Below are 14,347 nucleotides of genomic sequence, written 5' to 3'. Positions count from 1 at the left end.
ATCCTTACTGAGAAAGCTGAATACGTCTTACTTTTACAAAACCAGCAACGTCTGATTCGGTTAGGTCTACACTGTCCAACGTTAAGCCTTTTTGCTCTACTAAGTCATGTAAGTAACCTAATAACGCATCAAATGGCACGTCATCCATCCATAGTTGTATTTTATCGCCTTGCGGCTGCATACGAGTGATCTCTAATTTATATTGACCAGCCGTTTGATTTACCACAGAACTTAAACTTCCACGAACTTTAGCTTGCGCACCCGCCTGTTTCAGACCGGCGATTTTATTAGCGGTTTGTTTAACATAATTTAACGTTTGCTGTGCTGCGCTGTTATCACGCTCGGCCGTTTCTTGAGCATTCGAAATCGGTGTCCAAATGCCCCAATAAACAATACCAATAACCAATATTGCAGCACAAAATCCAACAAGTTGTTGCTCTCTAATGGCTAGACTTTGCCACCAACTACGCATGTTTTCCATGTTATTTAATCCTTAACGTCAGTGTGCTGGTAACACTTTCTTCGTTACTGTTCATGGCGCCACCGTCGAGCAGGTAGTCTTTGCCAACAAGTTCTTTAAACTTATCGATTTGACCATAGGTTTTTGCTGTCACTTGCATACGTAATTCATTACGATTTGCTTCATAACGCAATGAGTTCGGTTTGAGTTCTGGTACTTTACTAAACGCTGGTTTTAAACCGTCTAACATTTCAAAAAATACCGCGCCACCACCTTGGCCTTGCATGCTGCGCAATTGACTGCCCATCTGTGAGCGCATATTAACAATGCGGTTTACACCCGGAACGGCTTGCTTAAAAATCAATTCACTTTGAGCTTGCAGCTCTGCGGTGTGGTTATTAAGTTGATGAATGGATAAGCCTTTATTCGCCAAGGCTAAAACAATCGCAATCACCAAGACAATAGCAGTGTTTTTCCAGATGAATAACTGTTTACTGTATTCATGCTTAGGTTTATAAATGCCACTGAGCAAATTGATTGGGGCATTCAAAATGCCTTTTGCTAATACCATCATAGGTAAATCTAGCGGCTTGTTATTAATCTCCACACCTTCAAATGCAATATCGTCACTATAACTTGCTACGCTAATAGGTTCATCGTCATTGGGTTGTGCCGCCGTGAGTAACTGCGGCAGTGCAAATGCAGACCATGCTTTAGGTAAACTAACGCCGCCACCTTCTGAGGTTCTAATTAAATATTCGCTGCCGACACTCATTGCCGCCCAACGGCATTGCTCTAAAGGCAAGGCTAAACAATCAGGTACAATACGTTTCACTTTTAAGCCAGCATGATGTAGCCATTCTAGCCATATTTGCATTTGTTCATGCGCCACAGCTGCCACATTGAGTCGCTCCCCTTCACGAGGCCCGACAACAAAATGCATTTTATCTACATCGGTTGCTAGTGATTCTTCTAACATGTATGGCAATGCCATTAATGCTTGGCGTTGACCTTTTTCGGGTAACATAATTTGTGTCAATGTCATATTGGCCGCTGGCACAAGTACATCAACAGGACGATTACCCGCCCGCTCAGTTAAACTGCTGAGACTCGCGGCATCAGATAACTCACCAGAAGCGATGATTTCTTGCTCTTGTTCTGACCATACTAGCCACGAACATGGGTGTTCTGATGTTTTTCCTAACCGGATAAATAGCCGTTCAGACACTGTTATTCTCCACCAATCTCAATACGTATTGTTACGTAATGAATTTGTTATTATTGTTGACCACCATACTGACGGGTGAGTACATCTAAATTGTTACCATTGCGCTTAAGTACACTTTCCATTCGAAATATTGCATTATCGACTTTGGCGCCAGCCTTTAATGAGAAATACTGACTGTCTACTACAAAACTCGACTTTACATCCGCGTCCAGTGTTACACCACTGAGTGACGAACTTTCCCAAAATTCTTCAATTTTTTCGTATCCATCACCAGGCCGACTGTTAATAATACTTTCAGCTTCGCTGACCGAAATCTTATTTTCTAGCATTCCAGCAAGTAAAGCCGCTTGCTCAACCTTAATGGTATTCACATTTAATAACTGGCTATTTTCACCGGGTATGGCACACACATAAGGTGATAGATTTAAATATACATCTTGGCTAAACCCTAGTACGGCCCGTAATTCACTGCGATGCTGCATCAAGGTATTAGCGGCACGATACGGCACATTACGCGATTCATATTCGGCATCTTCAGCACCATAAGAACCAGCCAAGGTATCTTCGTCAATATAATCTTTAAGCATATAGGTAAACTGCTCTGCGCCAAACTCATCAACACCTAAACTGATAAGTAACGATTGAAACTGTTGTGCTGCAACGGTCAATTTAGGTTGGCCATTTTCAGTTTTTGTTGATTCTTGGCCAACAGCATTAACATTAAAACATGCCCGCATATCTTGTATTTCACCAACAATCTGACCATATTCAGCTGGGAAAACGACATCAGCTAAAGCCCAGTATTGCTGTAAATGTACCGTTCCGTCTGAATCTTCAAAGTCTTGCTTGAGCACTTTCATTGCAAGCTCTTCTGCAGAAAGCGCATACCAATAGGCTTGATCATATTGGGCTAAATTAAGCGTTCGCCGCATGGAAAGCTGATTACGACTGCTAATATTGGTCGCAATAACCACTACCATGGCAACAATCAACATCACCACAATAAGTGCTACACCACGCTGCTTTTGGCCACCCATTATGACTTCCCATCATCGTCTGAACTGTCTGAGCTGTCTGAGCTGTCTGAGCTGTCTGAGCTAGACTTAGTTGCCGGAGCACCTTTAGGCAACAAAAAACGACGTTGAATTTTACCCAAACCTTCTAATTCTATCTCCATCGCAATCCCTCTAGGCATCACGGTTCCATCTGCTTCTTTTTGCCATTTTCCGTCAATGTAAAACGAATATTCAATTGATAGCACATGGTCTATAACCATACTTTTTAGTGGTTCAGCACCCGATATTGGCTCAGGGTAAGGATAATACCAGCGTTCTAAGCGGCCATTTTGGACAACATAAGCAACCGACTGTAAACTGCCCCGAGGCAGCATACCATCTGGGTTTAGCCAACCTAAACGGTAAAACATCAATGCTTCGGTTTCTGAATCGAGAATATTATCGCCCACTTGAAAAAATTGACTACTGCGACTGCCGTCAAACAACCGAGGCGTTCGCGCAACCATTTGACCTAAATCGCGTTCTAATGCACCAAAACCTTGTTGCAATGACTTAAGCCGATCGGAAAACTCTTTAGTCACTTCATCATTTTTCATCACCGTCGATAATACCGAGTTAGCTGCAATCCCCAACATGGCAAAAATCGCAATTGCGATAAGCATTTCCAGTAACGTAAAGCCGCTAAAATATTTAGGCTTTGTTATGCACATAACTACTTACCTGAGCAACAATACGTTTAAATTTATCATCGTCGCTGACGCTAATACGGATCATTCTAAATTTATCATCTGTGGTCTTAATAACATCTCGGCGCCAATACCATTCTCGTCCTGCGAGTTCTTCTTGGCCGGTTTTTTGGCCTATATCAGGAAACGCATCAGGTAGACGCACATCGACCATTTGGTTACTTGCTACCCATTGGGCTAAGGTTCGCTCTTCTAAAATGGGCATATTCGCCATTTGCTCACCCAAACTTTTGGTAACCGATACCGCAGCAATTGAAAATACCATCAAAGCAACCATCACCTCTAGTAAGGTCATGCCAGCGTTTTTACCGCGAAAGCTTTTTATACCTAAGCGGTTAAACGTGGGACTTTTAACGCTTAAATCATTAGGGCGTTTAAATGATGTCTGTTTATTCATCTACACGCCCTATTGTTAAGCGACCTAATGCATTACCAACAACCAGCACATTGACTGGCTGACTGTCGTCATTAATCGTATTAAAGTTCAGTTCAAATGGTGTCATTTCCCCGCTGGGAAACAACAATATTTGTGGTTCGGGGTGTTTCTTTTTGTCTTCTTCAGTTTGTTCGTCAATAAAAGGCTCGTCAAACCAAGACTCATCTTGCTCGTCTTCTTGCACCAATGGCATGCCATCGATCACAATATCTAAGGTTATGCCCTCGTCCATTTTTTTTGCCGATAATAACCGGTCGTGATCTACAGGCAGCCATTGGCCTTCTTTATAAAACACAAACTGATATTGATCTTCGTCAATCACAATGCCAATAAACTGGCCACTTAATACACTTTCATCCAGCACCATTTCGGTGGCAGTAATAAAGCGTTGCGCCTGCTTCTTGAGCTCTTGTTCTGGCCCCGCAACACTAACGGATAAGGTTACCGCAGAGGCAACCAATCCCATTAGCAATGCTACAATTAACACCTCAAGTAAGGTGAAACCGGCTTGGCGATGTTGGGTCATATTACTGGTAATCTTGTAAATTCCAGTTACCGATATCATCTTCTGAACCAGCTTGGCCGTCAGGACCTGCACTGAAAATATCAAGTTTTCCATTTTCACCAGGGCTGAGTAGTAAATAATCGCTGCGCCATGGGTCCTGCGGTAAACGCTTTACATAACCGCCTTCACGGTAATTTCTTGGTTCTGGAGACGAATTAGGCTTTTGCACTAACGCATCGAGACCTTGCTCTGTAGTGGGATAAATACTGTTATCTAATTTATACATATCCAATGCATTTTCTAAGGCTACAATATCTGATATGGCTTTTTGTTGGTCAGCTTTGTCTTTATTACCCATAAGATTGGGTACTACCATTGACGCTAAAATACCTAAAATAACAATCACCACCATTACTTCGAGTAAGGTGAAACCACGTTGTTTATTATTATGTTGCATTGATTATTTCCTCTAAAAAATCTTATAGAATCACACAAAACAGGTGTCATTCTTGATTAATACTTTTGGTCTTTCAAGTTTATATAAGCGTAAGTGTAAACTTAACCGCTGATCAAATTATTTAACTCTAATATAGGCTGTAAAATTGCCATCACGATAAACAATACAATCGATGCCATACTCACAACTAACATGGGCTCAAATACCCCCAAGGCAATATTGACATTCGATTCAAACTCTCGGTCTTGGTTATCTGCCGCACGTTCAAGCATATTTTCTAACTGACCACTTTTTTCACCCGATGCAATCATATACAACATCATCGCTGGGAATAACTTAGTATTAGTCAACGCAGTGCCTAAACTAGTTCCTTCACGGACTCGGGCAGTTGCTTCATCTACAGCGGCACGCACTTTGACATTTTGTAACACTTCGCTCGCAATACGCATACCATCAAGTAATGGCACAGCACTGGCAGATAAAATACTCAAGGTTCGTGCAAATCTTGCGGTATTTAGGCCTTTACTCACTTTACCAATCACAGGCATTTTCAATAAAGCAGTATCATATTTCATCCGCGTAGCAGGATTCTTTAACATACGCTGAAACATCACTATTCCAGCAAAAATAAGCATAACGACCACAATGCCCCAATGCTGTACAAAATCAGAAGCAAGAATCAAAAACTGGGTTGTGCCTGGCAATTCTTGGCCCATGTGTTCAAATTGCCCGACCACTTTTGGCACCACAGCAGCAAGCAACACGGCAATAACGCCAATGGCCACTACGGTTAAAACAATTGGATAAATCATCGCTTGAGTTAGCTTTGATTTGAGTTGTTGGCGACGTTCTGTGTAATCGGCTAGTCGATTAAGCACCACTTCTAAATGGCCCGACTTCTCACCAGAAGCCACCATTGAACGGTATAAATCATCAAACACATGCGGGAATTCGGCCATCGAATCTGCCAAACTATAACCTTCAACAACCCGAGAACGCACAGCCATAATCATACTGCCTAAGCGGTCTTTTTCTGATTGTTGCCCTACCGCTTTTAGCGCTTCTTCAATGGGTAATCCCGCCGCTACCAGAGTCGCGATTTGGCGAGTAATCAATGCCAGTTCAGCGACAGAGATATGTCCCTTAAACAAATTAGCTAGATTAAATCCACCTCGTTGTGAACGAGCTTCCTTTTCATTGACGGGTTGAAGCTCCAGCGGCATAAGACGCTGTTCTCGCAATTGACTTCGAGCGTGACGAGCGGTATCGGCTTCAATCACACCTTTTTGTTGTTTGCCTTTACTATCAAGGGCTTTGTATTCAAACGCCGCCATTGATTACTCCTCGCGTGTAACGCGTAATACTTCTTCTAGCGTTGTCACACCAGCAAGCACTTTACTCATACCGTCATGGCGAATACTGGGGATCCATTTTCGCACATATTTTTCAATGGCCAATTCGCCTCTACCGCCATGAATAAGTTCACGAACATTGTCATCAACAATCAGTAATTCGTGTATGCCGGTTCGACCACGATAGCCATTCTGGCCGCATGCTTTACATCCTTTGGCACGATAAATAATACGGGGGTCGTTTGCGGTAATGCCTAGCAATTCACGTTCGCGCTCATCGGGTTCATGCGCTTCTTTACAGCTTGGGCATAATGTCCGAATAAGTCGCTGAGCCAGTACTCCAAGTAAACTTGAAGAGACTAAAAACGGCTCGACACCCATATCTTGTAAACGAGTAATCGCACCGGAGGCGGTGTTGGTATGTAACGTTGAAATCACTAAGTGACCAGTTAATGAAGCTTGGACAGCAATATGTGCGGTTTCTAAATCGCGAATTTCACCAATCATCACCACATCGGGATCTTGACGTAAAATTGCGCGTAATCCACGTGCGAAGGTCATGTCTACTTTAGTGTTAACCTGAGTTTGGCCAATGCCTTCTAATTCATATTCAATTGGATCTTCTACCGTTAAAATATTGGTATCTTTAGAGTTAATTTCAGTTAGACCAGCATATAAGGTGGTACTTTTACCTGACCCTGTAGGACCGGTCACCAAAATAATCCCATGAGGTTTACGAATTAACTCATCAAATTTTTCGCGAATACTCGGTGTCATACCCAGTTGTTGCAAGTCTAAGTTACCGGTATTTTTGTCCAATAAACGCATTACTACACGTTCGCCATGACTTGATGGCATGGTTGATACCCGCACATCGACAGCACGACCCGCAATACGTAACGAAATACGACCATCTTGTGGTAGGCGTTTTTCGGCAATATCTAAACGTGCCATCACTTTAATACGCGAGACCAATAATGACGATAATTTACGATTCGGTTTCAAGACTTCCTTTAATACCCCATCAACACGGAAACGAACAATTAACTGTTTCTCATAGGTTTCGATGTGGATATCTGATGCTTCTTCTTTAATGGCTTCTGATAACAATGCATTAATTAATTTAATGATTGGTGCATCATCATCGCCTTCAAGTAAGTCTTCAGTTTGTGGTAATTCCTCGGCAAGGGTAAACAAGTCCATTTCATTACCAATGTCTTCCATTAGCTGCTGTGCTTCTGAAGAGTTAGCTTGATAGGCTTGAGTTAATTTAGCTTCAAACTTAGCCACGTCAAGCTTGATAACGGCCAACTCGACACCTGCATAACGCCTTACTTCAAGCATGGCATCTAGCGGGGTGTTATCAGTATAGAATAAACACAGTTGCTCATTCTCCTTGGCCAACACCAATTCAAAACGATGTGAAAACGCAAATGGCAGGCGCTCTTTACTGTTCGAGTGGAAAACTTCATCTCCTTCGACAACTTCCATAGCGACATCACTAGAAACTTGGGCTAATGGCTCTGCCATAACGCTATCAGTCATTGTTTTCAGCCTTGTCCTTTTGCATACTTTCATTAATGATGCTTAAAGCCGCATCAGAATCACGCACATCAGTACTCAAGCGTTTGCGACTTTTATAGCGGTCAAGCATGTCGTTCACTTCATCTGGCAAGTAAGCTTCTTGATCCCATTCTTCAAGCACAGGAACTTCAGTATTGGGCATTAAGTTAATACCACGGTCTTGCTGTTCAAGCTGTAATGCTCTGAAGTAATTATATTTACGACCCGCAATACCTTCCATTGTCATCCCGTCTCGGATGATGGTTGGCTTAATGAAAATCATCAGATTTTTCTTGGTCGTACTGCTTGAAGAAGATTTAAATAACCAACCTAAATAAGGAATGTCACCCAAGATAGGGACCTTTTGCACACTTTCCTGTACATCTTCGCTAATTAAACCGCCTAATACGACTATTTGACCAGAGTCGGCCATCACAGTTGTGGTTAAACGGCGAGTTGAGAAACTGATGTCTACACCAGTATTGCCATTAACTCCTGAGACTTCTTGTTCGATAGTTAATTTAACCGAAGAACCTTCGTTAATTTGTGGCACAACTTTTAACTTAACACCCACCTCTTTACGTTCAACAGTCTGAAAAGGATTGTCATTGCTTGAACTGGAAGTTGAACCGGTAAGGATAGGAACCTCATCACCGACAATAAATGATGCTTCTTGATTATCTAAGGTGGTGATTGACGGTGTTGCTAAAATATTTGAATTAGTATCACTTGATACAGCTTGAATTAACGCGGCAAAGTTACCTGTCGTAACACCCCATGCCATACCATTGACTTTACCTAATGCTTCAGCAATTAAGGTGTAATCACCATCTGACGTTGGATTAGTGGTTGTAGTAGATCCACCATCAGAGTTAGTCACGGTAACGGTAGTACCGTCTTCTTCCTGTGCAGCAAATACACCTGCGCCAACTTCACTGATCGACGGGCCGATGTTGTTAAACTGAGTTAAGCCACCATCGGTACTACCCCATTGCACACCAAAGCCAACGTCATCGCCTTCGGAAATTTCAACAATAATAGCTTCAACTAATACTTGAGCTCGACGAATATCCAGTTGATTAATAACGCTTTCAATGGTTCTAAGTTGATCAGGTTCAGCACTAATTACCAGCGAGTTGGTATCGTTGTGAGCCATAATATTGATATCACTGCGACGTTGAGTTGAGCCGCTTTGCTTGGTGCTAGTACCGTCTTTACTGTCTTCTAAGTTTTTTGCGAACCCAGTTAACACTTCAACTAAGTCTTCTGCTTTGGCATAACGCAAATAGCGCACTTTCGTGTTGCCAGTACTTGCTTGTTCCGCATCAAGACGTTTAATTAGCTCAACCACCCGTTGACGGCTTTTTTCATCGCCACTGACAATAACCGAATTCATACGCTCATCGGCTACGACTTTCGGTGATTGTCCTGGCAACTGCGATTGGTTGGCACTTGAACGATATAACGTGTCAACAATACGTACTATTTCACCTGCAGAGGCATAGTTTAAGGACACTACCTGTACTGCGGTATCACCTTGTTTATCAACTCGGCGAACAATTTCTACCAGTTTGTTCACTACCGCCGCACGGCCAGAAATCATTAATACGTTAGCTTGGTCGTAGTTAACCACGTTACCGCCACCAGCATTATCATTTAACTGGCGTAATAGCGGCGCGAGCTGTTTAGCTTCAGAATTATATAATGGCACCACTCTGGTCACCATTTCATCGCCTAAACCAGGAGATTTATCATCCGCAACACGAATAGCTGAGGTTTTGGCATCTTTGTCTTTAATCACTTTAATAACGTGGTTTTCCATTTCAACTACGGCATAGCCATAGACTTGGAGTACGTTAAGAAAGAATTGGTAATATTGATCATCATTTAGCAAATCATAACTACGGACATTAATTTTGCCACGTACCGTTGGATCTACAATAATGGTTTTATTGAGGTTTTTACCGACAATATTAATAAACTCTTGAATATCTGTGCCTTTAAAATTGGCGGCATATTGTTCCGACCACGCACTCGGCGCCGCTATCATCGCAGCCCCCACCAGCATCCCAGCAATAATCTTATGTCGGATCCCTTTATTTTTCATTATACTCAATCCTCTAACGCCAAATTATTCTGGCAAACTAAACATGATTTCGACCAACTGTCCTTCACGCTCAACCATGACAGCCATTTCAGTGAGCTCAGGCAGTTGTGCCATCACTTCTAATGCCTGACCCATATCGGTCAGATCATATCCATTTATTGATTTAGCTAAATCATTAGCTTGAAAACCAGCTTGTTTAAACAATGCAGCATCTTTACCCGGATTTAAACGGTAACCGGCTAATTCATCATCATTGCGTACTGGTGAAATAGCTAAATAATCAGTGATTTTGCTTGGGTCAGCTAACATCTCATCTCGAGAATCAGACAACTCTTCAGAAAAACGTTCATTCTCACGGCGATCAACTCGAGTGACCTGTCGGTCTACTTTTGCTTGTTGTAGTTGCGAGTTAACTTCACTTTGGGTGCTGTATTTAAGCCCATCAAGCATTAGGGTTTCATAACGACCACTGTTACTGATAATAATTCGGTCGGCATAAACCTCTTTTAAAGAAGCAGAAGTGCCTTTAATTTTATCGCCTAAGCTATAGGTTGCTTGTTCACCGCTAGACTCAATAATAGCTAGACCTTGAGCTTCGTCAGTTGACGCAACTACACCGGTTAATTGAATAGACAAGTTTGTTTTGGGCGCATCAGTGATTTGCTCTACGACTTCAGCTTTGGGCTTATTGTTATTATTATCTAACCTGCCAAAAAGCAATAGGTTACGAACACCAGCAAGCTCGATACGCTTGGCAGTGCTTGCTGAGATTGGGGTTGGCTGCCACACAGCAGATTGCGATGATACAGGCATTAACTTCCATGTAATCTGCGCAGCTAATAGCAGCACAATAATCAACCCAAGCCAAAATACAATAGCACTCAATAGCTTGTGTGGTATTTTTGTTGAGCTGATGATCAATTTATCTAATAAAACCATATAATATTGGACCCTCTATACGTCTTGGTACAGGTCTCTGTTCTAGTTGTGAATAAATACGTTAAAATATGCGTAGGCATCATGCTAACCCACTGAGGATAAAGCAACAACCCCAGAGTATATTGATTGGCGAATCTTCACCGAATATGCTAAATTTGCACCCTAAAAACAGTCATAATGTTGCCCTTTACCGCAATAATACTCGTATTGTATGGCAGTTAAGTTACCCAGTCTGTGAAATCATCCCTGTTTTGGAGGTCTTTTGTCTCAAACTCAGTCCGAAAAAAGCGTTATCCGGCTTGATAAATGGTTATGGGCAGCACGATTTTATAAAACTCGCGCTATCGCAAAAGACATGATCAATGGCGGCAAAGTACATTACAACGGCCAACGAACTAAATCCAGTAAGAATGCAGAAGTCGGTGCAACTATCCGTCTTCGCCAAGGCAATGATGATAAAGAAATTATTGTCCTTCAATTATCAGGTCATAGACAAAGCGCAAATGTAGCACAAACCCTATACCAAGAAACACCTGAGAGTATTAACAAACGGATTATTAACGTTGAAGCACGACGGCTAAATATTTTGAATAACCCGTCACCCGATCATAAACCGGATAAAAAACAAAGACGACAGATTATGCGCTTAAAAGATTACTAGGCGCCCAGATAGTAAGAGAATACAAATGAAAAATGATATTTTACATCGCTACATTTTTGATAATGCCGATGTGCGTGGAGAGCTAGTTCAATTAGAAAATTGTTACCAAGAAGTGCTTTCTGCACATGCTTACCCGATTGCATTACAGAACTTAATCGGTGAGTTAATGGCCGCAACATCACTGTTAACGGCAACCATCAAGTTTACGGGCGACATTAGCGTACAGTTGCAGGGCGATGGCCCAGTTTCTTTAGCCGTCATTAATGGCAACAATAAACAAGTATTACGTGGCGTTGCTCGTTGGAATGGCGATATTACGGCTGATGCAAGCTTGCAAGAAATGCTGGGTAAAGGTTACATGGTGATCACGTTAACACCTGATGAGGGCGAGCGATATCAAGGTGTTGTGTCATTAGATCATATGAACCTAGCCGCCTGTTTAGAAGAATACTTTAATCAATCAGAACAGTTACCGACTCAAATTCAGTTATTTGCTAACGGTAAACAAGCTGCAGGTATGCTGCTACAAGTGTTGCCATCAAAGTCTGAACAAAATGATGATTTTGAACATTTATCAACACTCACAGCGACCATTAAAGCAGAAGAGTTATTCACCCTTGATGCTGAACAAGTATTACATCGATTGTATCACCAAGAAGAAGTGCGATTATTTGATCCTGTGGATGTTACATTCAAATGTAGCTGCTCACGTGAACGCAGTGCGGCAGCGATCAAAACCTTACCACAAGCTGAAGTTGAAGCCATTTTAGCTGAGGAAGGAAAGATTGAAATGGATTGTGAATACTGCACCGCAAAATACCCTTTTGACGCGATAGATATTGCAGCGCTATATTCAGGAAGTCACAGCAGCCAATCAAAACAGTAATTGAGCATGTAATAATTACGAACCAAGTTACAAAAATAAGCGCGTAAAGCGCTTTTTTTGTACCTAATACAGTTTAAAAAACGACTTTCCATTAAAAACTTTCACAAATATTACCAAACTGTTCGTTACCCTCGCGCCGACTTACGCTACAATCGCCTACATTAGTTTATAGCCATCGCGCAACAATAATATCAAGCTAATTATTAATAAATAAACCCAATAGCAGTTCATAGCAAAATACGACCTAAAAGAGAAGGAGATCAACACTATGGCGGATTTATCACACCCAGTTCACCTTAACCCCACAACCGCAAAGCTTGTAGAAATCGCACTATTTCGTGGAGAAGGTCAACTCACCGCAAATGGTGCCTTAGTGGCCAAAACAGGAGAAAGAACGGGTCGTTCACCCAATGACCGGTTTATCGTCAAAGAGAAAAATACAGAAGCCGATATTGAATGGGGTAAAGTAAACCGACCATTTGATGCGGGTCAATTTGATGCGCTATGGAGCCGTGTAGAAGCTTATCTTGCTGACAAAGAATTATTTATATCTGAACTAGAAGTTGGCGCTGATGACGAACATTACATTCCAGTGAAAGTCACGACTGAATATGCTTGGCATCAAATTTTTGCACGTAATTTATTTATCAATCCAGAAACCTTTAATCGCGGTGACAAACAAACATGGCAAATTATCAATGCACCTGGATTTGTGTGTGAACCACAACGCGATGGTACTAATTCTGAAGCGGCCGTTATTATTAACTTTGCCGAACGAAAAGTACTGCTTGCTGGCATGAAGTACGCAGGTGAAATGAAGAAGTCGATGTTCTCAGTACAGAACTTTTTATTGCCTGCTAAAGGTGTGTTACCAATGCATTGTTCGGCTAATGTCGGCCACGATGGTGATACTACGTTATTCTTTGGCTTATCGGGTACCGGTAAAACCACACTTTCTGCCGATCCAAAGCGTTTGTTAATTGGTGATGATGAACATGGTTGGGCACCCGGTGGTGTATTTAATATTGAAGGCGGTTGCTATGCTAAATGTATCGACCTAAGCCAAAAAAATGAACCAGTTATTTGGGATGCCATTCGTTTTGGTACAGTATTAGAGAATGTCGTTCTTGATGAACGCCTAGTTCCGAATTATAACGATACCAGTTTGACTGAAAACAGTCGTGCGGCTTATCCTTTAGAGCATATCGCTCAACGTAAAGAAGATAATCGCGGTGCAGAACCTCATGCCGTAGTGTTTTTAACTTGCGACGTATCAGGTGTGTTACCACCGGTATCGGTACTGAGTAAAGAACAAGCAGCATATCACTTCTTATCGGGTTACACCGCTAAGGTGGGCTCTACTGAAATGGGCTCGACGTCTGCAATCCAGTCAACCTTCTCTACTTGTTTTGGTGCGCCATTCTTCCCACGTCCTGCTGGCGTGTATGCAGAATTGTTGATGAAACGCATTGAGTCATTTGGTAGCCAAGTTTATCTTGTTAATACAGGCTGGACTGGTGGTCCGCATGGTGTGGGTAAACGTTTTGATATCCCAACTACTCGCGCTATTGTTGATGCGATTGTAAGTGGTGAACTAAGAGATGTTGAAACGGTTTATATCGACAAACTGAACTTAAATGTCCCCGTTAGTGTCTCTGGTGTAGATACCGCGTTATTAAACCCAGCCAATACCTGGGCTGATAAAGCAGAGTATGACAAATATGCTCAACAGCTAGCACAAGAGTTCAGTGATAATTTTGCAAAATACCAAGTGTCTGACGCTATTAAAAGTGCCGGCCCTAACGTGTAAACAACCTATCAACTCTTCGCAATTCACTTAATGTGATGTCGCCTCTAAAATCCCAACTTCGGTTGGGATTTTTCATTGTTGGGTATTCCGCTCGTCTTAATGTCAATATTCATCATATAAAAGCCTCTGAAACTGTTGCGAGGCAATGCTATGATGTTATTACTGTTATCGTTTCCAAATC

14 protein-coding genes are annotated in these 14,347 nt (G+C 42.0%); 3 read left to right on the top strand and 11 right to left on the bottom strand.

Annotation, left to right across the window (positions count from 1 at the left end; genetic code table 11):
• Positions 1-4: 4 nt before the first annotated feature.
• From FCN25_RS10900 to gspC, 11 genes are all read right to left on the bottom strand, one after another.
• Positions 5-481 carry a type II secretion system protein M gene (locus FCN25_RS10900; RefSeq protein WP_137224663.1) on the bottom strand — a complete coding sequence of 159 codons (477 nt, stop codon included), beginning with the start codon at positions 479-481 and terminating at the stop codon, positions 5-7.
• 1 nt (position 482) lies between these two features.
• Positions 483-1,688 (bottom strand): type II secretion system protein GspL, encoded by a 1,206-nt coding sequence (gene gspL / locus FCN25_RS10895; protein ID WP_137224661.1) that lies wholly within the window; start codon positions 1,686-1,688, stop codon positions 483-485.
• Between the two features lie 50 nt (positions 1,689-1,738).
• Positions 1,739-2,725 (bottom strand): type II secretion system minor pseudopilin GspK, encoded by a 987-nt coding sequence (gene gspK / locus FCN25_RS10890; protein WP_137224659.1) that lies wholly within the window; start codon positions 2,723-2,725, stop codon positions 1,739-1,741.
• On the bottom strand, positions 2,725-3,414 hold the full coding sequence (gene gspJ / locus FCN25_RS10885; RefSeq protein ID WP_137224657.1) for a type II secretion system minor pseudopilin GspJ: 690 nt from the start codon (positions 3,412-3,414) through the stop codon (positions 2,725-2,727). The genes gspK and gspJ overlap by 1 nt, the downstream gene beginning before the upstream one ends.
• Complete coding sequence (gspI, locus tag FCN25_RS10880) at positions 3,395-3,745, bottom strand: type II secretion system minor pseudopilin GspI (RefSeq protein ID WP_254693773.1); 351 nt, start codon at positions 3,743-3,745, stop codon at positions 3,395-3,397. The genes gspJ and gspI overlap by 20 nt, the downstream gene beginning before the upstream one ends.
• Positions 3,746-3,839: 94 nt before the next feature.
• Positions 3,840-4,412, bottom strand: a complete 573-nt coding sequence (gene gspH, locus FCN25_RS10875; RefSeq protein ID WP_137227388.1) for a type II secretion system minor pseudopilin GspH — start codon at positions 4,410-4,412, stop codon at positions 3,840-3,842.
• Position 4,413: 1 nt separating this feature from the next.
• Positions 4,414-4,848 (bottom strand): type II secretion system major pseudopilin GspG, encoded by a 435-nt coding sequence (gene gspG, locus FCN25_RS10870; protein ID WP_137224653.1) that lies wholly within the window; start codon positions 4,846-4,848, stop codon positions 4,414-4,416.
• A 101-nt stretch (positions 4,849-4,949) separates the two neighbouring features.
• Positions 4,950-6,182, bottom strand: a complete 1,233-nt coding sequence (gspF, locus tag FCN25_RS10865) for a type II secretion system inner membrane protein GspF (protein ID WP_137224651.1) — start codon at positions 6,180-6,182, stop codon at positions 4,950-4,952.
• Between the two features lie 3 nt (positions 6,183-6,185).
• Complete coding sequence (gene gspE, locus FCN25_RS10860) at positions 6,186-7,745, bottom strand: type II secretion system ATPase GspE (protein ID WP_137224649.1); 1,560 nt, start codon at positions 7,743-7,745, stop codon at positions 6,186-6,188.
• The gene (gene gspD, locus FCN25_RS10855) at positions 7,738-9,870 is read right to left on the bottom strand and encodes a type II secretion system secretin GspD (RefSeq protein WP_137224647.1); all 2,133 of its coding nucleotides are present in this window, start codon (positions 9,868-9,870) and stop codon (positions 7,738-7,740) included. Before gspD ends, gspE begins: the two co-directional genes overlap by 8 nt.
• Positions 9,871-9,894: 24 nt before the next feature.
• Positions 9,895-10,809 carry a type II secretion system protein GspC gene (gene gspC / locus FCN25_RS10850; protein ID WP_137224645.1) on the bottom strand — a complete coding sequence of 305 codons (915 nt, stop codon included), beginning with the start codon at positions 10,807-10,809 and terminating at the stop codon, positions 9,895-9,897.
• A gap of 262 nt (positions 10,810-11,071) precedes the next feature.
• On the opposite strand from gspC, the gene hslR reads away from it, so the two are divergent.
• The 3 genes from hslR to FCN25_RS10835 all read left to right on the top strand — a co-directional run bounded on the left by hslR (position 11,072) and on the right by FCN25_RS10835 (position 14,166).
• Entirely contained in the window at positions 11,072-11,470 is a 399-nt protein-coding gene (gene hslR, locus FCN25_RS10845; RefSeq protein WP_137224643.1) for a ribosome-associated heat shock protein Hsp15, read from the top strand.
• Between the two features lie 25 nt (positions 11,471-11,495).
• Complete coding sequence (hslO, locus tag FCN25_RS10840; RefSeq protein WP_137224641.1) at positions 11,496-12,356, top strand: Hsp33 family molecular chaperone HslO; 861 nt, start codon at positions 11,496-11,498, stop codon at positions 12,354-12,356.
• Between the two features lie 268 nt (positions 12,357-12,624).
• A complete protein-coding gene (locus FCN25_RS10835) occupies positions 12,625-14,166 on the top strand; it encodes a phosphoenolpyruvate carboxykinase (RefSeq protein WP_137224638.1) in 1,542 nt (513 codons plus the stop codon).
• Positions 14,167-14,347: the final 181 nt, after the last annotated feature.

The organism is Shewanella sp. MEBiC00475, assembly GCF_005234075.1.
GTDB classification, from domain to species: domain Bacteria; phylum Pseudomonadota; class Gammaproteobacteria; order Enterobacterales; family Shewanellaceae; genus Shewanella; species Shewanella polaris.
The sequence above is the reverse complement of the archived record's forward strand: the minus strand, read 5'-3'. Positions and strand labels throughout refer to the sequence as shown.

What these genes read in the sequence shown, in the direction of transcription:
- FCN25_RS10835 (WP_137224638.1), top strand. Translation starts at nt 12,625, where the DNA reads ATGGCGGATTTATCACACCCAGTTCACCTTAACCCCACAACCGCAAAG.
- hslO (WP_137224641.1), top strand. Translation starts at nt 11,496, where the DNA reads ATGAAAAATGATATTTTACATCGCTACATTTTTGATAATGCCGATGTG.
- gspD (WP_137224647.1), bottom strand. Translation starts at nt 9,870, where the DNA reads ATGAAAAATAAAGGGATCCGACATAAGATTATTGCTGGGATGCTGGTG.
- gspJ (WP_137224657.1), bottom strand. Translation starts at nt 3,414, where the DNA reads ATGTGCATAACAAAGCCTAAATATTTTAGCGGCTTTACGTTACTGGAA.
- gspG (WP_137224653.1), bottom strand. Translation starts at nt 4,848, where the DNA reads ATGCAACATAATAATAAACAACGTGGTTTCACCTTACTCGAAGTAATG.
- gspC (WP_137224645.1), bottom strand. Translation starts at nt 10,809, where the DNA reads ATGGTTTTATTAGATAAATTGATCATCAGCTCAACAAAAATACCACAC.
- gspK (WP_137224659.1), bottom strand. Translation starts at nt 2,725, where the DNA reads ATGGGTGGCCAAAAGCAGCGTGGTGTAGCACTTATTGTGGTGATGTTG.
- gspF (WP_137224651.1), bottom strand. Translation starts at nt 6,182, where the DNA reads ATGGCGGCGTTTGAATACAAAGCCCTTGATAGTAAAGGCAAACAACAA.
- FCN25_RS10900 (WP_137224663.1), bottom strand. Translation starts at nt 481, where the DNA reads ATGGAAAACATGCGTAGTTGGTGGCAAAGTCTAGCCATTAGAGAGCAA.
- gspH (WP_137227388.1), bottom strand. Translation starts at nt 4,412, where the DNA reads ATGACCCAACATCGCCAAGCCGGTTTCACCTTACTTGAGGTGTTAATT.
- gspE (WP_137224649.1), bottom strand. Translation starts at nt 7,745, where the DNA reads ATGACTGATAGCGTTATGGCAGAGCCATTAGCCCAAGTTTCTAGTGAT.
- gspI (WP_254693773.1), bottom strand. Translation starts at nt 3,745, where the DNA reads ATGACCTTACTAGAGGTGATGGTTGCTTTGATGGTATTTTCAATTGCT.